Raw genomic sequence first — 22,767 nt, 5'->3', positions numbered from 1 at the left:
ATGCGATTTTTAAACAAGCCATTTTTATCAATGCTACTGACACTGCTAATCGGTGTTTTCTCGTCACACTCTGTATTCGCAGCGACCGCTGTGGCGAGTGTTTCGCAAAACAGTGTTACCAAAGATGAAGTCTTCCTACTTAGAGTGGCGACCGATGAAAAAGTATCGTCCGGTGCTTTAGACCTGACCTCCCTTCAGAAGAATTTCTACGTCGGCACCCCAAGCTTTGGGTCATCGATGCGAATCGTCAATGGTAGCCGCACTGTGTCTAGCGAGTGGAATATTACCCTTGCCCCACTTCGATTAGGCCGATTAGATATTCCTAGCTTTGATATTGAAGGCGCTAAAACTAAGCCGATCACCATCAACGTTGCGGTTAATAAAGCCGCTCCAAAGCAGAGTGATATGGCCGAGTTTCAACTTAATCTGAGTAAAGACTCGCTATACCCTCAAGAGGTCGCGGAGCTTGATGTAAAACTCATCATTAAGGCTGATCCTAGAAGACTGCAAGATCCTAAAATTGCACCACCAAGTTCAGCGCAATTAGACGTAGAACCGATTGGAGAATCTAAGCAATTTCAAGATGTTATCAACGGACAAGAAGTCACGGTTGTTCAGCAATCTTTCCATATATCGTCACAGCAAGCAGGACAATTTCAGCTTCAAGGGCCAAAGTTAACCGGTGCCGTTGTTTACTCAACCAACAACTCAAGCACAACGCGCCTTTTCCAGCTCGACACGCCTGTTGAAACCTTAGATGTCACAGTGAATCCTGTACCAAAAGGCTATCAAGGTGAGTGGTTACCAACATCGAACTTCAAGTTGATTCAGAAATGGTCAGATAGCCAAGGCAATGAACTGACGGATGGTAATACTTTAGGTGACGACAAACAGAAGATTGAAATGGAAGCCGGTGACTCGTTAACTCGTACCATTACTATGACGGCTAGCAACTTAACGCAGCACCAACTGCCGAAACTGAATATCACCTACCCTAAAACGGTACGTGTTTATGAAGAAAAACCGCAATTTGGCACCACTCAATCCGGTGATGCTGTCGTTGTTTACAAGCAAGTCTTGATTCCGAAAGAGGCTGGAAATATCTCGCTTCCTGATGTTTCTCAAGCTTGGTTTAACACTGACTCACAATCACAAGAAATCAGTAAAGCTCTTGGTCTTGAGTTGTCGGTTCAGGCAAGTGACCGTGCGACATCTAGCACATCACCAGTCACAGCACCGCCAGCCCAACAAGCTAGCCCGACAATTGTTACCGTTGAAAAACCAGGAGTGTGGCCTTATCTAACAGCGCTGTTTGCAGCATTATGGTTAATCAGCTCTGCGGTTGCTTTCTACTTTTGGTCACGCCGCGGTACAGCAGTAAAACCAAAACAAAAAGATGAACGTCAATCCGATACGGCAGAAGCGCTTATTGCCGCTCTGAAAATGAAAGACGGTGTGAAGACGAGAACCTTGTTTGAGCAATGGAAAGCAGAAAATCCAGACTTGAGTGACGAGACAATAGAAGTGTTCGAAGCTGAGCTCACCAAGCTAAATCAGAGCCTCTATGCTGAAGCTGGCTCACCAAGTCAGTCATGGGATCCTTCTGAGGTAATCAAAGCGGTTAAGAAACCAAAACGCATCTCGAATGAAGCACACAAGAGCACATTAGAAAGGCTTTAATTAACCAGCGTTCTAAGTAAGCAGAAAGCTAATTAAGCAGAAAATCTAAGTCAAAAAAAGAACGAAGCCGTGATGACCACATTGTGATCATCACGGCTTCAGTCGTTTTTGATATAGGGAAAAATAAACGCCAGATTAAATCAGTGGCGTCGCGACCTTTCTTCGCTTTAGAGCAGAAACAATTCGATTTCGCCCTGAGTCTTTTGCTTGATACAAAGCTTTGTCTGCCTTGCCATACAGTAGATCGAAATCGAATTGACGCTGATCAGAGGTGATTGAAGCATAACCGACAGATGCGGTTAAATACTGGCTAGTGCTGCTTTCACAATGAAGGATCTTCGCCTCTTCAATGCATTTTCTGATCGACTCTGCACGCTGTTTAGTTTCAGAGTGATGAGTGCCGATCATCAACAACATAAACTCCTCGCCACCAATACGACAAAAGGTTTCCTTATCGCTATGAACATGGGCATTGAGTATCTTGCCGATGGTGCGCAGAGCAGCGTCACCTTCTGTATGCCCATAAACCGTGTTGTACAAACCAAAATGATCAAGGTCGACGAGGATCAATCCGAATGTAACTTCATGTTGTATGGCAAACGCCCCTTGATCGTCGCAATTTAGATCATCTAACACCTGCGACAACATACGCCGATTTCCAAGACGTGTTAACGGGTCTAATTTAGAGATGATATCCAACTGCTCATTGGCTCTTTCAAGTTCTTGAGTGCGCTTACTGACCTCTTGCTCGAGCGTCTCATTAAGCTTTTTGAGCTCCTCTTGCGCCATGGTTCTCTGTAGCACCTCAGCTAAACTAGAAGCGAAGATACGTATCACTTCACGCAGTTGTGACGTTAAAGGGCTGCGAGTTAACAAATTGTCCGCGGCTATAAACGCAATCGGCTCACCCGTATTAGTGGTGAGCATCGTCATCGCCGTCCAACCGACTCCCACAATATTAAAATCGTGATAGATAGGCACCGACTCTTCAAAGGCGACTTGATTGGGACAAGCGCGAGCTGCTGCTACAATGTCACGTTCCACCAACTCAGAGCGGTAATAGGACTCATCAACAATGTCGCCTTTTATGTCCGTGCCCCACGTGCCTTGCATGTAACTGCAGCTTTTATCTGTTAAAAAAACCGCTAATCGGTCTATCCCTAAGTGCTGAATAGCAAAACTGACCGCAGATTTACAGACTTCGCTTACGCTATCGCAGCGAGACAATTCCACCATACTTGAGTGCAACATACGGATGTTCTGTTCTTGCCGTTTGCGGATGTAGATCTGAGAAAGCAGAGAACCAAAGGATTCAAGCATCTGCTTTTGGTAATTAGTAATTGGTGAACGGTGAATGTAGTTATCCATTGCAATCCAACCCACGGGTTTATCACCTTCACGTAAGATCAACATTCCATTCCAGCCCTGCCCTACTACTTTTCCTTCGGTGTAGAGAGGCGCCTGTTCGATAATAACCAAGTTGGTGTGATTGTCTGACAACGCTTCGATGTATTCCGCTTCGAGTTGATGCAAGTCGTACTGGGTATGATGTTCGCTGTTGGTTCTACCGGCCTCATCAGTACCGTAAGTGCCGCTAAAACAGCGCTTTTTCATATCAAGTAACATGAAAATCGCACGGTCAAAGCCTAGACGGTCCCGTACGGCTTCTACTGACGCTTTATACAACGCATCCAACGACTCAGGATTAGAAAGCTCTAACGCAACCTGATGAACCAACTTCATGTTCTCTACAAATAGCTCACGTAGCTTTATCTCATCAAGATACTGCGCTTCACGTGTGTCTCTGTATTTGATCTCCAGCGCAGCGTTCTTTTCTGCACGAATGCATTGCCAACGTGCTGCCGCTAATTGAAGAACATCGAGTCCTTGATCGAAGGTTTGGCTGATCTTTTCTGCATTGCAATTTTGGACAATTAAATAAGTTCTACAGGCAGGCGCGTTGTCTAGCATCATGATAAACGACTCACCACCCAACACCTCCATGTGATCCCATTTACAGGTATTGATGGCCATTGGCAAGACACCATCAGCCGTGTCGAACTGCGACACCCAAGGCCAGAAGGTCTTGGGATAGCTTGAAAGAGACGTCACCTCACCAAAATAAAATAGCGGCAACGACTCACTTTCCGGTATCGGCTCAGCAAATATTCCTATTCCTTTCGGAGTAAGCACCTCAACAAGGTAATCAAATAGAGATTCTGCCAACAGACGGTGGTCGCGAGTAGCAGATATTTGTTTTGCAAAGGCTTTAACAGGCACAGCTTCCGTCCATTGGCGAATGAGAGTGAAGCAAAAATACCGAAGCATTGATATGCAATCAATGTAACTAAAAATGAGATGTTAAGTGGGTCGCAATTTCACTTTTTACATTATCGCAAGCATGAGAAGGGCGACAAAAATGGGATTTCCTGCCCAAAAATTCATCGACACAAAGGCTCTTTTAAAGGCATAAAAAAGCCCCACCTAAAGTGGGGCAAAACTTCCATCGCTTATAGTTATAGTGATAATTCTGTCGATCTATTCGATTATCTAACCTGCGTTTCAGCTAGCGTGCTGGTTTTGCTAAAAGGCCAAACACAGCACATAACTAATCGATTAACCAAAGTCACCGTTTACGTAACCTTTAGTACGATCATCTTTTGGCTCGCTGAAGATAACACTCGTTTCGTTGTGTTCTACAAGCTCTCCCATTAGGAAGAAAGCTGTACGGTCTGAGATACGACGCGCTTGCTGCATTGAGTGCGTTACGATAACGATAGTGAAGTCTTTCTTCAGATCTTCCATCAATTCTTCAATCTTGTGTGTCGCGATTGGATCGAGTGCCGATGTAGGCTCATCCATCAGGATTACATCCGGCTCCATTGCAATCGTACGAGCGATACATAGACGCTGTTGTTGACCACCAGACAAACCAAATGCGTGTGCTTTAAGACGGTCTTTCACTTCATCCCAAAGTGCCGCACTGCGTAGTGAGCTTTCTACTACTTCATCAATGTGTTTCTTGTCTTTGATACCTTGAGCACGTAAGCCGTAAGCAACGTTCTCGTAGATGCTCATTGGGAATGGGTTTGGCTTTTGGAATACCATGCCTACGCGAATACGTAGGTCAGCCACATCAATGTTACCGTAGATGTTCGTGCCATCCATATCCAGCTTACCTTTAATGGTAACGCCTTCAATTAAGTCATTCATGCGGTTCAAACAACGTAGCAGCGTCGATTTACCACAACCAGATGGGCCAATCAGAGCCGTTACCTGACGCGTTGGGATTGGCAGGTTGATAGACTTAAGCGCTTGGTTTTCACCGTAAAACAGATCTAGGTTCTCAATATCAAATTTGTTCATTTTCGTATTCTCTAAATTCTTAAATTCGTGTCTAACTTGATGCTTTCTTTATCACGGGGGCTCTTTTTATTGTTGAGCCAGCTAATGAGCTTAGTAAGTTGCCGTGTTGAAGCGTCTCGCAATCAGTTTTGTAACCATGTTGATCAAGAGAACCAATACGATTAGGACTGTTGCCGTGCCGTAGGCTTGGTTCCACTCATCGATAGTAAATAGCTCTGTTGTCAGCTTATATAAGTGAACCGTTAGTGTACGGCCAGAATCAAATACCGATTCAGGAACACGTGCCACCATACCTGCTGTTAAGAACACAGGTGCTGATTCGCCAATTACACGACCAATACTAAGAATGACCGAAGTTAAGATACCTGGCATTGCGCTTGGTAAGATCAAACGCCAGATAGTGTAGATTTTTGAAGCGCCAAGGCCGTATGAGCCTTCACGATAAGTTTGTGGTACTGACATCAATGCTTCTTCTGTAGTACGAATGATTACAGGAAGAATCAGGATACTTAGTGTTAGTGCACCCGACAGAATAGAGAAGCCAAGACCAAGAATCGAAACAAAGAAGGTCATACCGAACAGACCAAAGATAATCGACGGAATACCAGCTAAAGATTCGGTACAGAAACGAATCACTTTAACCAGTTTACTGCCTACTTTAGCGTATTCGGTTAGGTATATCGCCGTCATAATACCGAGTGGCGCCGCCACTGCAATCGATGCGATAACCATGTAGATCGTGGCAATGATCATTGGGAAAATACCACGTTCTTCACCGGTACGAGTGTAGTCGTCGGTGATGAAGTTCCAGTCTACGTATTGCAGGCCATTCGATAGGATGTACCAAATGATCCAGAATAAGAAACCAACGGTGACTGCTGCTGCCGCCCAGATAAAGCCTTTCAAGACATTATCTTTCATTTGACGTGCTTGTTTTAGTTTTACGCGATCCATATTACTTATCCTCGCCTACTTCGTTTTTTCACGATTAAGATAAAGCAGAGCACCATTCAACATCATGATGAATACCAGAAGCACAACGCCGGTTGCGTACAGTGCACTCGCGTGAATACCACTTGCGTAAGACATTTCAATAGCAATGTTTGCGGTTAGCGTACGAGCCGAATCCAAAATACCTTCTGGCATTGCTGGTGCATTACCCATCACCATGATGATTGCCATCGTTTCACCCAGTGCACGACCGATACCCAAAATCACACCAGTCATAATGCCTGAACGTGCAGCAGGAACGAGTAACTTAAAAATCGTGTAGATTTTCGAAGCACCCAGTGCCAGTGAGCCTTCTTTGTACGTACGAGGTACAGCGCGGATCGAAGTTTCAGAAACCGTAATAACGGTAGGAAGAATCATGATACCCAAAACAATGATACCCGCGAAGATAGTGTTACCCGCTGGTACTTGGAAGATGTTCTGAATCATAGGAACAATGATTACTAGACCGAAGAAGCCGTAAACTACCGACGGGATACCCGCGAGAAGCTCAACTGCTGGTCGAATAATATCGGCAAGACGCTTGGGTGCAATCTCAGCAATAAAAATAGCGGTTAATACACCGACTGGTACACCAACAACGACAGCTCCAAGTGTCGAAACAATCGATGCAACAATCATTGTTGCAACACCGAATAGAGCTGGCGGTAACCAATCCACACCCAGAACGATGCCAGAAACACCGGCCTCTTGGAATGCAGGGATACTCTCTGCAACGATAAAGTAAGCGATAACGGCTAGTGATACGATGCCGATTACAGCACTCGATAAGAACAAGCCGTGGAAGATTCTTTCTCTCCAGTCGATACGCTTCTTAGCACGTAGACTTGGCTTGTTGATTTGAGTCGCTTCAGTATTCATAAGCTTTTCACTATTTGCGATGGTCATATATAAAATCTCAAACTTTGTGGCTCAATAAGAGCTCGAAATAGACAAAGTTGAAAGAAAAGGCTCAGCCTAAGTTAGGCTGAGCAATAATTAAGTGTTGGTCAGTTAAGATTAGTTAACTGTGATGTAGCCTTTCTTGTCAGCGATAGCTTGAGCTTCATCTGCAACCATCCAATCTAGGAATTGTTGAGTTTCTGCTGTTGGAGCGCCGGCTTTGTAAAGAACTAGGAAAGGACGAGCAACTTTGTAAGAACCGTTCTTAACGTTATCAACTGATGCCGCAGCGCCGTCGATAGTTAGAGCTTGAACTGTGTTATCTACAGTACCAAGAGAGATGAAGCCGATAGCGTATGGGTTGCTTGCTACAGAAACTTTAAGTGCGCCGTTACCGTTTGCAACTTGAGCACGTTGAGAGATAGCCGATACTTTCTTATCGCCAATCTTCTTCTTAAGTTTCATGATGTCTTCGAATGCACCACGTGTACCAGATGCAGTATCACGAGTAATTGCTACGATTGGCTTGTCTGCACCACCAACATCTTTCCAGTTAGTGATATCGCCTTTGTAGATTGAAGTGATTTGCTCAGCTGTAAGAGCAGATACTTCGTTATTTGGGTTAACAACAACTGCGATACCGTCACGAGCGATAACGAGCTCTTTCAGGTCAGCTGTTTTCTCTTCTTCTTTTAGGTCACGAGAAGAGATACCAAGGTCAGCACTTCCATTTTTTGCTGCTTTGATGCCTGCAGAAGAACCTGGTGCTTGAATTTCGATGAACACTGGTTCGCCTTTATTCATGTAGGTTTCTGCAAAAACTTCAACCAGTGGAGAAGCACTGTTAGAGCCAACTACAGAGATAGTTTCTTTAGCTGAAGCTGTATTCACTGTTAGAGCGCCTAGTAGTGCGATTGCACCGATAACTGTCTTTTTCATCACAAATTTCCTTTAGTGGCGTTATTGCCGTAATGTTGTTTTGCTTGAACGAGGCCTACTTTAGAATCCGAATGTGACATTTGTGTTTCACTTAATTGAAGCCTATATGACAACTACAATTTATTTTCTTGTTTTCCCCCTACCAAATAACCTTGAAGTAATAAATGAGCCTCACTCATAGGCACTGAATATTCATTCCAACCTATTTAAGCCAAACCGCTCAATATCTCGCCATCCCTTTTATTACCTAATACAACACAAGGTTCCGTGCCAAATAACCCTACCTTAAAAATGGCTAAAGCCTTGTTTGTAAGATAAATAATCGGAATTTATGAAATACCTATCGCATATATCAAAATCGAATCTATTACTGATTGAATTGTCATTCTCATAAGTTAGAATTACTGGCTAATAACAATAATAACAATTGCTACTGCTCATTTACTTATTCAAAGAGGGACAATACATGCGCCAACTTCTCAGTGGCTTATCTATAAAAATACAAATTCTTATTCCAGTACTCTTTTCCGTCGTACTACTTTTGACGGGTGTCATTATCGGTAGTGACAAACTGGAAAATGCATTTAAAGATGTATCAACAGCAACAGATCAACTCATTCTACATAAAGAAGAACTTAGCGAAATCGTCGACAACAGCTACGGAATGCGCATCAAAGCAATCTATAGCTTATTTAATCCTGACGACGTCAAAACGCTTGTCGAAACGCTAAATCAAAAACGTGACCAAAATACTCGCCTACTGAGCTCGCTTGATACCGTACCAGGCATGCAAGATGAAGTGGCCGCAATGAGCAAAGCGATGAATCACTACGTCGACTTTTCTCGCACCACTATGCTTCCTCTATTAAGAGCAAAGCATGGCAGCGCAGCGCTACCTTCTGACTTTGATAACCGCTATCAGATTGCAATCGACCAATATCGTCACGCGGGTAACGAAATGGTGCAGGCTATCAACCTCCTTTCAAAGCAACTGAACCGTATTGCCACTCAAGAAGTGGACATCAATGGCCAGCAACACACCAGCACACTCAATACCGCAACCATCGCACTGTTAGTGATTCTTTCAATCGCATTAGTCATCAGCTGGACGCTGGCTGGCATCATTGTTAAGCCGCTTAGCAATATCCAAGAAACCATGCGCGAAGTAGCAAAAGGTAACCTGCTAGTAAAAGCCGAAGAACATGGTGACAACGAAATATCTCGCCTTGCCCAAGACGTAAACAAATCTGTTGAGCAATTGCGCGACACAGTAAGTTCACTATCTCGAATCAGTATTGAAGTGGCGTCTGCATCAACAGAGTTGGCGGCAGTAATGACACAATCAAGTGCTAACTCTGATCAAGAGAAGCAAGAGGTTGAACAGGTTGCTTCTGCTGTAAATCAACTTGAGAGCACAGCATCACACGTAAACGAGAATGCAGTACAAGCCGATTCGGCTTCCAAGCAAGCCGACGAAATGGCGACGCACAGTATGAGCTTGTTTAATGAGAGCAACCAAGCAAACGAGCAAATGGCGATTCAGCTGAGTGAAGCAGCAAACGTTGTAGGCACGCTAAAAGAGCACTCTGAACAAATTGGTAAAGTGATTGAGGTGATTCAAAGCATCTCAGAACAAACCAACCTTCTAGCGCTTAATGCAGCAATCGAAGCCGCTCGTGCTGGTGAAAGTGGCCGTGGTTTCGCCGTGGTTGCTGATGAAGTTCGAATGCTGGCGGCACGAACCCAAGATTCAACCAAAGAGATCCAAGCGATCATCGAAGGCTTGCAGGTTCAATCGGGCAACGCTAATGAAAGCATGAGCAGTTCACTGTCTATGTTAGAGCACAACCAAACGCTCTCAGGCGAGGTGAGCGCAGCCCTTTCTGGTATTGCTAACTCAGTAACCGACATGACAGAAATTAACACTCAGGTTGCCTCTGCCGCAGAAGAACAAAGCCAAGTGACTGCAGACATCAACCGTAATATCTCAAACATCTACAGCCTAGTAAGCCAAAACGTAACCGGTATTACTCAAGCCGCAGCAGCGAGCCACGAGCTATCTAACTTAGCCGAGCAGCAAAAGCAGCAGTTGGATTACTTTAAGGTATAGGGTTTAGAGTCTAAGCTTCAGATCTAAGTTAAGACCTATATACCAGAACCTAAAAGGCCGTGGAAAACCACGGCCTTTTTATTTACGCATTAAGAACTAAATCATTCTGCAACTAGCAAGACGCTAAATTTATATTGTGCGGCGTTGTACTGGTAAACCTCACCATTAATCGAATCAAACGTCATCACGCTCTGACCATCACTCGCAGGAGTTGAACTCCATATATAAACGGCTAAGTTTCCAGCTTCAACGTTAAACGTATCACCAAACACCTTGTGACTCATTGCTGGAGAGTGACAAGCCACTTCTTTTAATGACACTAATTCTTTGATGTTTGGCATGCGCCACTCTTTTTCACCACCGAACTTATGCAACGCATGACTGCCACTCTGATCATTGATTGATTCAACCATAGAGAGCGCACTCTGCCAGTGATACGTTTCAGCAGGCCCACTACAAGCTAATGTTTTCGTATCCCAAGTTTTACCCAGTTGGCAACGCATCCAAGTTAACCCTGTCAGTTCATCGCTAAACGTCCCATTATCATTCGCAACATAACGCGTGCTCGGAGCCGATTTTTCCATATCTAAACTGCACTCTTGTGCCATTGCACCCGCAGAAAACAGAGCCACTAAAGTGATGGAGAGTAAATTTTTCATATCTATTGACCTTGTAGTGAAACTAAACGAATTGGGAATTGGAACGAGTCATAATTATCCGAAGAATCAACATCACCTGAATAGATCTCTATAGAACCAACAACCCCTCTGTCTGAACCCTGGGTTCCAATCTCGTTGTAATAGAAGCCACCTTCAACAGCAGTGTTTGTATATTGGCTGTAAGTAATGGATTGAGTCCATACCGAACCAGTGTAAGCCGTATAGTCAATACCAAGGGTTTGATGTGGGAAGTACTTGTAAGTTAAACCATAAACTTCACCATCCGAGTTGGTTTCTGTCTCACCGAAGTCGAGCACGTTGTAGAATTCATTGAATGTTGGCAAGCGCCAATCTGACTTGCCGCATAAGTTCACTGCATTGATATGTTCAACGTAATCTTGAGTGGTACATATCGCATCGCCTTTCGTTTTACACGTCGCTAAATCAACATCTTGATCGTAAGGCGTTACTAGTCCGGGTAGCTCAAGCGCTAATATGCGATCTTTATATTGAATAGAGCTTTCGTCATCCGTTTTCGATTCCCAAATCAAGCCACTGCGTTGATCCAAAACACAAGACCACTCCGCAGCATCATCAGCAAGCACCTGACCACTTGAATCTAACTTTGCGAACTGGAAACCATTGCCGGTATTGGCATTCAGCTCTGTTTTATCAAAGCCGTATTCTGCATCTTGACCTGGGAATGAACTCTGTGGTTCAACGACATTTTGTGTGTCATCGATATCTGAGAAATAGCGTAAAACACCCGTATCATTCAATGCTGTCGCAGCTTTTAGCTCTCCTTCGAGGAAATTTGCAAAAGCAGTAACTTGGTCATTAGTGAGTACTCCACCTACATAATCGGCCGCACTCTTATCAAATTTCGCACTCAATTGAGCCAGCATGAACGCACGATTAGAGTGCTTAAACGCCTTAATTGTTGATACGATATTTTGTTCCAGACTCGCGAGTTCAGATGCAGATAAATCGTCTTGAATATCGCCAGATATAGTGATGCCACTTTTCGCCAACTGCGCTTTTAATTTGTTGTTAGCTTCAGCTACCGTCAATCCGTCAGCAACATAACCCGCCAATAGTGAACTGATACCATTAATCTCATTTCCCGTATTTTTTTGAAGACCGGGAGCGGCAATATAAGCGTAAGAAGATGCAGAAGCGCTCGTGCTATTGGCTGCAACCCCCGTATCCACCTGAGCTAACAAAGGAACCGATAAAATCGACTTCTTAGTACTAGTAATACTAAATTCGCCATTCGCGTTAGCCGTCGAGCTTGGTTCTCCACTATCACACATGTAGTTTTGATTTATGTCTGCACAGACCTTACTTTGTAAATCTACATTCTGTGCTGTCACTGTACCTGACACGGTATAGGTTGGTGCTGCTGATGCAGAGGTATCGGAACCGCCCGAACCACCGCAGCCAGCAAGAGCCAAAGAGATGGCCAAAATTGTCAATTGAGGTTTCATAGAGTTATCTTCTTGTTTTGTTTTTAAAGAGCCTTGCCATTAGAGACAAGTAACGCGTACCAAATGACCTGCCGAACGAGAGCAAGGACATGAATAGAATTGATATGAGTGAAGCTGAACCACCAGAAGAGCCACTGGTAACTGTTGGTTCTTGTGGTGAAGTCGTTGTTTCTCCACATTCGTATTTCGAAATCGTGCCAAGCCCCCACCGTTTTAAGTGCCCAGTTTCACCATTTACGTAATCGGCAATTTCTAAACGCCAAGACCCGTTAATAGGCTCACCCTTAAACGAGTCAAGAACCGAGTCATGCTTAAGTGTGAAGTAACCATCAAAGCCAGAAAATCGCGTCGATTTATGGTTAAGTAAATCGACTCGTGTTCCCTTCGGGGAAATAAGGGTCACCACTAAATCACTCAACCGAGGGTGATCGATATCTAAATACAGACCGAAATTTTCGCCTGCGGTCTGAGCCGTGCCATTTAGAATGAAATTGAATGTTTTAAAGCCAACGATCGGCTGATTAGTTGAGCTAAACCGGCTATCAGGAAGGTAACTGTTCACTTCTTTGATATCGGATTCGAGTACAGGTAAGCCATATACAAGAGACAAATCATGTTGCCAATTTTGTGATTTGAGGACGTCGTTGTATCGGTAGTCGACACTCGTATTCATCGCGACTGAAGAACCACACATCTCACCTGTCGGAAGTGTCGCTTCAATCGTTAGTTGGTTAACCGGAGGGCTAACAAACGACTTCATCAATCCTGAAATATTGATTTGGCCATCCACTTGAGCCTGTCTCAACGTCGGGTACAATTCCATCGTCAACGGCTTCTTTGGATTAACATAACGATCAGGAACCTCTACTTTAAATGGCTCAATGATCAATCCATGCACATCAAATTTTTGCTTCAATATTTCGGCATAATCTCGATTCGGATACAGCTTTTGAGCCACAAACAGTGTGCTCTCAGCTAGGTCGTGCATTTTCAATCCACGACCTAGCCCGTACATAGACTCGAGTATGATTGAATCAAACTCTTTAAAAGCGATCTCACCATACTGCTCAACCGAGGCTTTCAGAGCCTGGAATAAAGGCGTTGACCAAAGCTCATCACCTAGTTCGCCAGCAACACTTTCATGAGGGCGATATTCCGCTTGTCTAAAGTAACGTGCTCTTTGGTTCCATAGGCTACGAGTGGTATTCCTTACGCCAAAGTAACCATCCCAGTTAAAGACAGTATCTATCTCGAACTCTTGTCCGCGAGTCTGTGCATTTTCATATTGAGTACGAAAGCTAAAGCTGCCCGCCCAGTAGTCTCCAAACCCTTCACCGATTGCACCTGTATGACCGTAAGCCCAATCTTTTACTATGTGATAATGAATTCCGTGTCCAAGCTCATGCAGAATTACGTCACCATCTAATGCATCTGGAGAGCCACCGCCAATACCAAACAAAGCCGCTTTGGGGCCATAATAGTACGTCGAGTTATCCGCAGATAAGCCTCTGCCATCGAACTCAAGAGGGGCATCAAATAAATCAAAGCCCAAGTTGCTGATATAGCTTAAGGACTGATCTAGATGAGTAAATACCATCAATTGAGGGAATCGCACATCTTGCCAATCCACATTTTTCAGCTCGTTCAGATCGGCAAACTTTGTGAGACCTTCAGCTGCGAGAAAATTTGAAGTGTCACGGTTCGTTGTCGCACCTGAGTCTGGGTCAAGTGAATACAAGGCTGTTGCATCAACCTGAGATACACGAGCATTGGTAAGGTAGATACCATCGCTATGGTTCAATACCTCCACATCAGTTTGTACATAATGTGGAAGACTCGGGTATTGGCTGACATCGGTTAATAAAGTTTCTGGTGGTGCAGCTCTGTCCATGGTTCTCAAATCTGGACTGAATACGTTCACATGAGTAGCAACAACTTGCCCACTGCTTAAGCTTGGCGATCGCTCTGCTTCTAATAAACGAGGAACTTCCAGCTCAGCAGCCGTTGTCGGATTTCCGTTGAGTAACACGGTATTTTCTAAACTTCTGAAAACGCGTGAAACCTGCTCGTCAGAGTTAGTGGATAGAACCACAGATTTCTGTTGTTGGTACTCGCCTTCGATCAATACATCGAAGTTGTAGTGGCGCCCCAACTTAGACTGTGTTTCATAGCGAAACCTCAGCGTACCAACGTCAGGATAAGCTTCTTCTAAATAAGCCTTAGCTTCTTGTTGCGTTGTCACAACGGTATTACCAATTGGGTAATCCCACTCGGCAGCACTGCTTGTTGCTGAAACCAACAACAAAGCGATGTATAGGGGACTCTTTTTCATATGTCCTCCTTAAAACGCATACTTGGCGTTAACGGTGAAGTAGCGGCCAGGTTCTGTGGAGTAGATTTTATTGCTGTTCGCAATACCCGCCACGTCTTGGTATCGGATGTATTCTTTGTCGAATAGGTTCATCACATTGGCGCTGACATCCAAGCCAAAGTTCCAAGAGTAACTTACCCCCAAGTCAACACTCGCCCAGCCAGAGGTGGTCGCACAGTCAGTAACGATACCTAAATCATCTTCACATTGAGGGACATTATCCATCGCTTGCGCCCAATTAACCTGCGCATAAGCGGAGAAGGCTTTATCGTCATAAGTCACCTCGGCATTGCCTTCCCAAGGTGTTAGCGTACGAACTTTTTCTCCATCCTCATCTTCTCCATCAACGTAGCCGACTTTAGTACTCACACTCCAAAAATCGCTTAAACGGTGTGCGACAGAAGCTTCAATGCCATATGTCTCGACTCCATTTACGTTTTGATACTGCTTGTAGTAGTTACCTGTATTTGGATCCGGCACAAATGTGATTTGTTTAACATCGATAAAATTGTCGAACTTCTGATAGAAAACGGCCGCATATAGCTGTGTTTGTCCATTATCAAACTTACTGCCTAATTCAAATGAATCACTGGTTTCGGCCTCTAGGTCCATATTAGGCACAATGACAAATGGGGTAATTGGGACAACATCATGGTTCTGATAACCATAAATTTTGTCATAACCTGGAGCTCTAAAGCCGTGGTTGTACGAAAGGTATGTATTTAGCGAGTCTGTTAACTGATAACTCACCGATAAGCTAGGAGAAAACTCACTCGAATTTTGTTCCTTCACTTCATAGCCATTGATTGTGCTTTGTGACTCAGGTTTCAACTGGTGTAAATCAAAACGGGCTCCTGCCGTCACAGTCCAATGGTCAATTTCAATCGCGTCACGAATAAAAGCAGCAAAATTGTAAGAGCGAGCTGGAGCAAAAGGGACATCCGCGTTAAGTGACACTCCGTTCCAGTCTAAAACAGACGATTGACTTGGACGCTCATGGAGGTTGGTTTCCATATTCACACCATAAGACAAGGTATGGCTCATGTTTTGATGTTGGAAGGCACTAATAAAATCGGCGTTTGCACCAAGAAGCTGATCGGTGAAACCACGAACATCAATCGTTCTGCGTAACTCGGAAACGTTGTTGTTGGTTCGAGACATCAAACGATTAGTGGTATCTTCATTAGTCATATCACGCCAATAGATCTTGGCATCTAATTCTTCAAACCAAGTATTGGCAGGTAGGTACTCAAACCCCGCATACGCAGAAAACGTCTCGGTATAAGACTGTTGGTCAAAATCTTCAGTGTCCCATTTTCCGTCTTTTTGGATCTTAGAGGATCCTTCTTTTCGACTTAGATTATCTTTGTAATACTCGACATTGCCTTTGAGCATCAGGGCATCACTTGACCAATAATTTAGGGTGTAACCACCACCGACGCCATCTATCTCCCGGTTATAAAGGTCCTCATCAAAGTTACGTGTTTCTTCACCTTCCCAATAAGAAAGGTTGACTAAGCTTTCGAATTTTCCTGAACGGAAAGCAAGGTTTGTCGCACCTTTGTATTTATTACTGATACCGGTATAGGTTGCAGAGACGTCGCTGTAGAAGTCTTTATCTCCGAGGTAATCTCCCGGCTTTTTCGTCCTAACCACCACCACGCCACCGATAGCGCCTGAGCCGTAAACGGATGAACTCGCCCCTTTTATAACCTCAATACTTTCCAAGTTAGACATATCAAACGAGTTACGCCCTACCTTGTCATTGATGTCGTTGGCGCCAAAGCCATCAGCAGACTTTATTCCGTCTTTCACAATCAAAATCCGGTTGCCTGTCATCCCACGGATCGTAATGTTTTGAGGTCGACCTGCTCCCCCAGAAACACTGACACCAGGCTCACTCTTTATTGCATCATAAAGCTCCGTTGCGCCTTTTTTTTCTAGATCTTCACCTGTGATCACGGCTACTGAACCTGCTACTTCAGATAACGGTTGCTCTATTTTATTGGCTGTTACAATCACTTCTTCAAAGTGGTAAACCTCAGATTCGGCGTGCACGACGTTGGCAGCAAGTACGCTCAGTACTGCCGCGGATAGGGGGTAAAGCTTCATTTACTGCTCCGCTTTAATGTCTTTCAGGGTAAGTGATAAAAGGAATGCGTATTCAAACGCTTGTTGTGCTAAAGACTGTCGTCTGTCTGTCGAATGTCCTTGAGTAAAGTTTGTCGACAATAGATAGGGACCACTTCCAGTCGTTAGCTCGCTTAGTTTTGCGTAATACTTAGCCCCTTCCCAATAAGGTACGCGGCTGTCATTCAGGCCAACCTGAATCAATATTGGTGGGTAATTTTGTTCGCTAAGATTCAGATAAGGATCATATTGCTGCATTACCTTCAATTCATCGGCGATATTTGGGTTGCCCCACTCACCGTACTGCTGAGCCGTTAGAGGCAATTCAGAATCAGACATGCTGTTCACAACGTCGACAAAGGGCACTTTAAGGACAGCACCATCAAACAAGTCAGGAGCCTGATTTAAGGCGGCAGCAACAAGAGTGCCCCCAGCACTTCCACCCATCGCGTAAATAGAGCGCTTACCTAGATTGTATGTCGTCAAATCACGAACAGCGGCGATGAAATCCAAGATGGCATTTTCTTTGTTGATCCCTTTACCCGCTTGATGCCAAGGCTCACCATAAAACCCACCACCCCGAACATGTGCAATCGCATAAATGACGCCGTCATCAAGTAAGCTAATGATTTGTGACATAAAGTAGGGCTTCATCGTCATGCCATAAGCACCGTACCCGTATAAAAACACTGGCGTGGTCTTAGTCAATTTGTCTTTGCGATAAGCCAGTGTGACAGGAATCATTACCCCACCAGAATTCACCATGACTTGCTCGGCTTGATACGCTGATTGTTGGTATTGAGGATAAGAGTCTTGAGAGAACAAATCTCGTTGCAGAGTTTCCGTGTTTAAGCTGTCCCACTTAGCGGGCTGGGTAAGGGACATACTACGGATATGGAGTTTATTACTACGATAGTCGCCCACTTGGCTTACCCAAGCAGCTTGGCCTGCGTCAGCCAATAACTGGCTTGAACGATAGCGATTGTCATTATCGAAGAAGTGCAAAGATTGAGACGCGCCACTCTGACTCACAACAACAGCGCCAGACTCAAACAAATAGAAGTTACTGACTCTAGATTCGTCCGTTGGTTCAAAAACCGTTCGCCAAAGGTTGATATCTGTAGTCTGAGTAAGTGGTGCAGAGTAAAAAGCAAAATCATTGCGGTCGTGATTGCTGTTGGCAAACAACATAGAACCCGCAACATCAACGTAGTATTCCACTCCGGCTTTGCGTGGTAAAAGTGGTTTAGAGATTTCACCACTATCAAGGTTTAACAAACGTTGCTCGCTGGAGTTTTCACTGTTTGCCTGAACCACAGCAAATTGCTTATCACTTGAAAGGTAATACGAAAGCAACCAAGCGGAATCCAACTCTTCCGTTAATTGAATCGGCTTTGACTCATTTAAGAAGTATTTCGTTAGCGCATAAGGTCTCGAAGTTTGTTGTTCAAGTTGAATCAAATACAGAGATTGACCGTCTTTCGACCACGCAAGCGAACTGTCTACATTTTGAGCTACTGGTGTGACTTGCTGAGTTTTAAGATCAACAACACTCACTCTATACTGTTCAGTGCCCGTAATATCTTCTGCTATTGCGAGCTTGGTTTTCGTTGAGTCTAGTGCCCAATCACCTAACTGATAGTAATTGTGCTCCGCAGAACGAGCATCAATGTTAAGCAACTCGGTCAAATCCTTACTCCCAACTGATCGGGACAACAAGGCTCTTTTGCCCTTGTGATTTAGGATCGTATACTCGTAGCCACCGATTTCCTGCCATGGTCTATCGGCTCGTTCAGGACGATTGTATTGCCATTTCTTTTGTAGGGATTCGCTCAGAGATCGAATATGTTCTTGATGCAAATGAGTTTTATCATTCTGTTGATTAAGATAATTAAGTACTTTATTCGCACTACGGGAATCATCTCTGAGCCAAGAGAACTGATCTGAAGCACTAACAGTTCCTGTTAGTAGGAGCGCAAAAGCTAACAACACACACGCTTTCATAAATACAACAAATCCATACGCTAATTTAATAAATTTCGCGTATACTGCACCTAAAAGATAATGAGATCAATTATCATTTACATAAATTTGTGAAGTTAGTCGCAAGAGGAGTATCAATTAATGATGGATTACTATTGTAATTCTGGAAGGAATTTATATTTAGATAAGCCTGATAAATCAGTCGATAGTGTTTAGTTCAATCGGAAAATTGACCATTTACAGAATAAGCAAACGTTTACTAAGTTTGTGAAGCCACTACCTCCACTAAGGCAATTTTGAAAATTTGGCTAACATCGTTAGTTAACCAAACCTTACTGACCGTTCTCAGCAGCTCTGATTCTTTCAATCGCTTCTACCCTTCTAAGCTGTTGTGGCTGAAAATGAGCTTCTCTAAGCTGGGCGATCGTCTCTTTTTGTTCAATTTCTGAGAGTGCTGAGTCATTCAAAATGTCATTTCGTTCAACAAAGTAAATTTCTAAAGCTCCTTCAAAGCTCGCTCTTTGTTGATCGAGTGCTTCAAGCCTGTGTGTCGCTTCTTCGCCAACCAGTTCGTTTCTCTTCAAGTATTTGTCTTGTTCATCTAGGACTTCTGAGCTGGATAGTTGCTGTAACAAAACCTGATTTTGATGACTGGACTGAACATAATCGGGTTGTTCAGATAGGTAAGATTCAAGCCTTTGCTGATATTCTGAATCGTCTAGCCCTTCTTGTTTCAGAAGTAACTTTTCTAAAGCGATTTCCCTCATTTTATTGTCATGGGTAAACAGAATACTTATCTCGCTCTCACTGAAAAATTGAGTTTGAAGGTCAAGCAGAGCTTGATTCAGTGCGCGTAAGTCCTCTGCAGATATTGAGGTGGTGTCGAATTGAACATCCAATGCTGTCAGTGCCGACTTGTACTCAAGGTACTTTGCGAACAATGCTTCATCGACCACCGCTGCTTGTGATTGCTCGTGGTGTTTTGCCACATTGTCACGAATCTCTTCGAGGGTTAATTCTGTATTGCCTGACACGAAATATTCCATCATGTCTTTGGCTGATGCGTTATCGATTTCGGTATCTTGTTGAGAGGCGACCTTCAATGAAGAGGCGCTTTGTTCGTTGTCACTATATGAATTTGGATCTTCCTTTTGTAGATACAAAAAGACCGCCGCTGTGCTCATCAGGGCTATCGTGGTTATCGACAAAATGGCGGTCTTTTTCATCATACTTTCCTTGTTCTCTTTATGAATGGGCAGTGCAACTTAAAGGCCAGCCAACTTCAATCGATTAGCGTGTTGGCGATATAGCGTCACGGGATCAGTCTCAAAGAGATGATGGATACCCAACAACCCATTAATCTCATCTAGGTGGTTCATTTTGTAATCATCACCAATCACTTTGCCCAAATGCGCGCTACATGTACCCACTAACCCGTCATTAGGTTCATTAAAGGCTAAACCAAGGATTGTCATCGCTCCGTCGGTAGGATCAAGAAGGTTGGTAAAAGTGGAAGACCCTGTCCATGAATAGTAATAAACACCGTTATTGGCTTGCCATTCACCATCACCACATTCTGACGTCGGTACGCCTTCAGGGTAAAACTGATTGAATGCAAGCGAGCCTTCGGTGGTCAACGCTTCAAGAGAAGCAAGGCCATCTTGATCAAGATCCGTCCCGCCAGATAATAGGTTGATGAGCGTAGTCAACCCACCAGCCAGCTTAACCGCAATACCTTCCGCGGTTGAACCTTCCGATACAGTTCCACGCACGAGATCAGCGACTTTCGAGCCTTTATGAACACCACCAATGCTCGTCACCGAAGCAACCAAATCAGGACGTACTGATGCCACATAGCGCGCTGTTGGTCCGCCGTGGCTGTGACCGACCAGATTGACCTTACTTGCCCCTGTCGCGGCTAACAGTGTTTCAACTTGAGCCAACAATTGCTCGCCACGGACTTCAGAGCTATTGGTCGCTGATACTTGCGCTACATAGACGCTCGCACCATCTTTGGTTAGGGATTCAGGTACGCCATAGAAATAATCGACACCCGCTAATGTATCGAAACCAAACAGACCATGTACCAACATAATGGGGTATTTCGTTTCCGTATATCCGCTGACTTCTAATGCCGATGCGCTCGTTCCGGCATAGACACCAAAACTGGATAGACAGGCTATCGTCCAAATTAATATCTTTTTCAATGCTCTTTCCTTAAACAGATTAGACCTCTGATGAGTAAAGAGAACCGTAGTTGATAATTTTATAAAACAGAAAATATCAACTCGATATTTGTGATATTGAACTTGAATTAAACAGTTGTGATGAACATTAGATAAATAGAACCAGACCAAACGCCGACAACATAAGCTATTGATTAAATGAAATTTAATGAAAACCATCAAGCTACAACTTCAATTGTCTTAACCAAATATAACCTCGAAATTTATAGGATGGTTCATCTCGTTTAGATCTACGACGGTGAAATGGCGAGTCATAACTCACTGAAATCGAATATTTAATGATAAATCTCTCGCTTTGAGCTGCTTGTTTTTCAATCAAAAAGTCGTTGGAAATTTGATACTTATGCCAGTTATCAAACACTAACAACCTGAATGTGTTGACGAAATTCATTAATATTAGATATAGGTCGTACCAGACATTTACTTATCCAGTTATCAACAAACAATAGCAACAAGCAACAACGTTTTGTTTGGCTCACTAAATATAAAAGAGAATACAGTGATGAAAAATACGGCTTTAATACTCGCGTTAACCATACCGTTTGGGGCATATGCTGCAGAAGACTCAATACCCACACCAGAATCCATTACATCTGCAAAAGTCTTCAGCACGCAGGGGGCAGATACCTATTCTTATGTCCGATGTTGGTATCGAACCGATGCATCACACGACTCTGCAGCCACCGACTGGAAGTGGGCAAAAAAAGAAAACGGTGACGATTACACGATCAACGGATATTGGTGGTCTTCCGTTTCTTTCAAAAACATGTTCTACAGTGATGCTCCGCAATCTGAAATCAAACAACGTTGTGAACAGACTCTCGGCATCCAACATGACGCAGCAGATATTACCTATTTTGCCGCAGACAATCGTTTTTCTTACAATCACTCCATATGGACCAACGATAACGCTACTCAAGCCAATTCGATTAATCGCATTGTCACTTTTGGTGACAGTCTCTCTGATACTGGGAACCTATTTAATGGTTCTCAATGGGTTTTTCCAAATGCGAATTCATGGTTTTTAGGGCACTTTTCAAACGGTTTGGTTTGGACTGAATACTTAGCAAAAGCCAAAGATCTTCCTCTTTATAACTGGGCCGTAGGCGGCGCAGCAGGTACGAATCAATATGTAGCATTGACAGGCGTTCAAGACCAAGTAGCGTCGTATTTAACTTACATGAAAATGGCTAAAAACTATCGTCCTGAGAATTCACTATTTACTCTAGAATTCGGCCTAAATGATTTCATGAACTACAACCGAGAAGTCACCGATGTAAAAGCAGATTTCAGCAGTGCTTTAATTCATTTAACAGAATCTGGAGCCAACAACATTTTGTTGTTCACATTACCTGATGCTACAAAGGCACCTCAGTTCAAATACTCGACTGAGCAAGAAATCATTAAAGTTCGTGGCAAAATCTTAGAATTCAATCAGTTCATCAAATCCCAAGCTGAGTATTACCAAGGTATGGGGAAAAACGTGGTGTTGTTCGACGCGAGCACACTATTCGCCAGCATTACCGACAATCCAGAACAACATGGTTTTCGAAACGCGAGTGATGCTTGTCTTGATATCAATAGAAGCTCAGCAGCTGACTATTTACGAAGCCACAGCTTAACTAATGATTGCGCGACCTATGGTTCAGACAGTTATGTATTCTGGGGCGTTACACACCCAACGACTGCCACTCACAAATACATCGCAGACCATATCTTGGCGTACTCGTTCTCGACGTTTAATTTCTAGCTAACGAGCTCTTTTCAGTATCATCAGATACCGTCTGCAAATATGAGAAACAAAAAATTTGGACAAAATACAGATACAAAAAAACCGCCATCACCGGCTAATGCCGTTCACTTAAGAGTGAACGGCATTTTTGTTCTTAGCATACCGTTGTGG

The 22,767-nt window shown here is 43.8% G+C and carries 15 protein-coding genes; 3 read left to right on the top strand and 12 right to left on the bottom strand.

The window, feature by feature from the left end:
* Complete coding sequence (locus ED652_RS13930; RefSeq protein WP_122055207.1) at positions 1 to 1,680, top strand: BatD family protein; 1,680 nt, start codon at positions 1 to 3, stop codon at positions 1,678 to 1,680.
* Between the two features lie 135 nt (positions 1,681 to 1,815).
* Here ED652_RS13930 and ED652_RS13925 read toward each other — a convergent pair whose 3' ends face one another.
* From ED652_RS13925 to ED652_RS13905, 5 genes are all read right to left on the bottom strand, one after another.
* On the bottom strand, positions 1,816 to 3,960 hold the full coding sequence (locus ED652_RS13925; RefSeq protein ID WP_122055206.1) for a GGDEF domain-containing protein: 2,145 nt from the start codon (positions 3,958 to 3,960) through the stop codon (positions 1,816 to 1,818).
* 336 nt (positions 3,961 to 4,296) lie between these two features.
* Positions 4,297 to 5,046, bottom strand: coding sequence for a phosphate ABC transporter ATP-binding protein PstB (pstB, locus tag ED652_RS13920; protein WP_065111481.1), 750 nt, complete (start codon positions 5,044 to 5,046; stop codon positions 4,297 to 4,299).
* 90 nt (positions 5,047 to 5,136) lie between these two features.
* A complete protein-coding gene (gene pstA, locus ED652_RS13915; RefSeq protein ID WP_004732038.1) occupies positions 5,137 to 6,000 on the bottom strand; it encodes a phosphate ABC transporter permease PstA in 864 nt (287 codons plus the stop codon).
* A 15-nt stretch (positions 6,001 to 6,015) separates the two neighbouring features.
* Positions 6,016 to 6,945 (bottom strand): phosphate ABC transporter permease subunit PstC, encoded by a 930-nt coding sequence (pstC, locus tag ED652_RS13910; protein WP_004732040.1) that lies wholly within the window; start codon positions 6,943 to 6,945, stop codon positions 6,016 to 6,018.
* Positions 6,946 to 7,056: 111 nt separating this feature from the next.
* Complete coding sequence (locus ED652_RS13905) at positions 7,057 to 7,878, bottom strand: phosphate ABC transporter substrate-binding protein (RefSeq protein ID WP_054545847.1); 822 nt, start codon at positions 7,876 to 7,878, stop codon at positions 7,057 to 7,059.
* A 466-nt stretch (positions 7,879 to 8,344) separates the two neighbouring features.
* Between ED652_RS13905 and ED652_RS13900 the strand changes: the two genes are divergently transcribed.
* The gene (locus ED652_RS13900) at positions 8,345 to 9,988 is read left to right on the top strand and encodes a methyl-accepting chemotaxis protein (RefSeq protein ID WP_122055205.1); all 1,644 of its coding nucleotides are present in this window, start codon (positions 8,345 to 8,347) and stop codon (positions 9,986 to 9,988) included.
* Between the two features lie 101 nt (positions 9,989 to 10,089).
* On the opposite strand, the gene ED652_RS13895 is transcribed toward ED652_RS13900, so the two are convergent.
* The 7 genes from ED652_RS13895 to ED652_RS13865 form a co-directional block, all read right to left on the bottom strand.
* Complete coding sequence (locus ED652_RS13895; RefSeq protein ID WP_122055204.1) at positions 10,090 to 10,647, bottom strand: DUF1566 domain-containing protein; 558 nt, start codon at positions 10,645 to 10,647, stop codon at positions 10,090 to 10,092.
* Positions 10,648 to 10,649: 2 nt separating this feature from the next.
* The gene (locus ED652_RS13890) at positions 10,650 to 12,134 is read right to left on the bottom strand and encodes a DUF1566 domain-containing protein (protein WP_122055203.1); all 1,485 of its coding nucleotides are present in this window, start codon (positions 12,132 to 12,134) and stop codon (positions 10,650 to 10,652) included.
* 4 nt (positions 12,135 to 12,138) lie between these two features.
* Positions 12,139 to 14,466, bottom strand: a complete 2,328-nt coding sequence (locus ED652_RS13885) for a proprotein convertase P-domain-containing protein (RefSeq protein WP_122055202.1) — start codon at positions 14,464 to 14,466, stop codon at positions 12,139 to 12,141.
* A gap of 9 nt (positions 14,467 to 14,475) precedes the next feature.
* On the bottom strand, positions 14,476 to 16,617 hold the full coding sequence (locus ED652_RS13880; protein ID WP_122055201.1) for a TonB-dependent hemoglobin/transferrin/lactoferrin family receptor: 2,142 nt from the start codon (positions 16,615 to 16,617) through the stop codon (positions 14,476 to 14,478).
* Positions 16,618 to 18,639, bottom strand: a complete 2,022-nt coding sequence (locus ED652_RS13875) for an alpha/beta fold hydrolase (protein WP_122055200.1) — start codon at positions 18,637 to 18,639, stop codon at positions 16,618 to 16,620. It abuts the gene before it with no gap.
* A 311-nt stretch (positions 18,640 to 18,950) separates the two neighbouring features.
* Positions 18,951 to 19,844, bottom strand: coding sequence for a lipase secretion chaperone (locus ED652_RS13870; RefSeq protein ID WP_122055199.1), 894 nt, complete (start codon positions 19,842 to 19,844; stop codon positions 18,951 to 18,953).
* 39 nt (positions 19,845 to 19,883) lie between these two features.
* On the bottom strand, positions 19,884 to 20,825 hold the full coding sequence (locus tag ED652_RS13865) for a triacylglycerol lipase (RefSeq protein ID WP_122055198.1): 942 nt from the start codon (positions 20,823 to 20,825) through the stop codon (positions 19,884 to 19,886).
* Between the two features lie 541 nt (positions 20,826 to 21,366).
* Here ED652_RS13865 and ED652_RS13860 point away from each other — a divergent pair.
* Entirely contained in the window at positions 21,367 to 22,614 is a 1,248-nt protein-coding gene (locus ED652_RS13860; protein WP_122055197.1) for an SGNH/GDSL hydrolase family protein, read from the top strand.
* The last annotated feature ends 153 nt before the right edge of the window (positions 22,615 to 22,767 follow it).

The sequence above is a fragment of the Vibrio sp. Evd11 genome (assembly GCF_900382755.1).
GTDB lineage: Bacteria > Pseudomonadota > Gammaproteobacteria > Enterobacterales > Vibrionaceae > Vibrio > Vibrio lentus.
The sequence above is the reverse complement of the archived record's forward strand: the minus strand, read 5'-3'. Positions and strand labels throughout refer to the sequence as shown.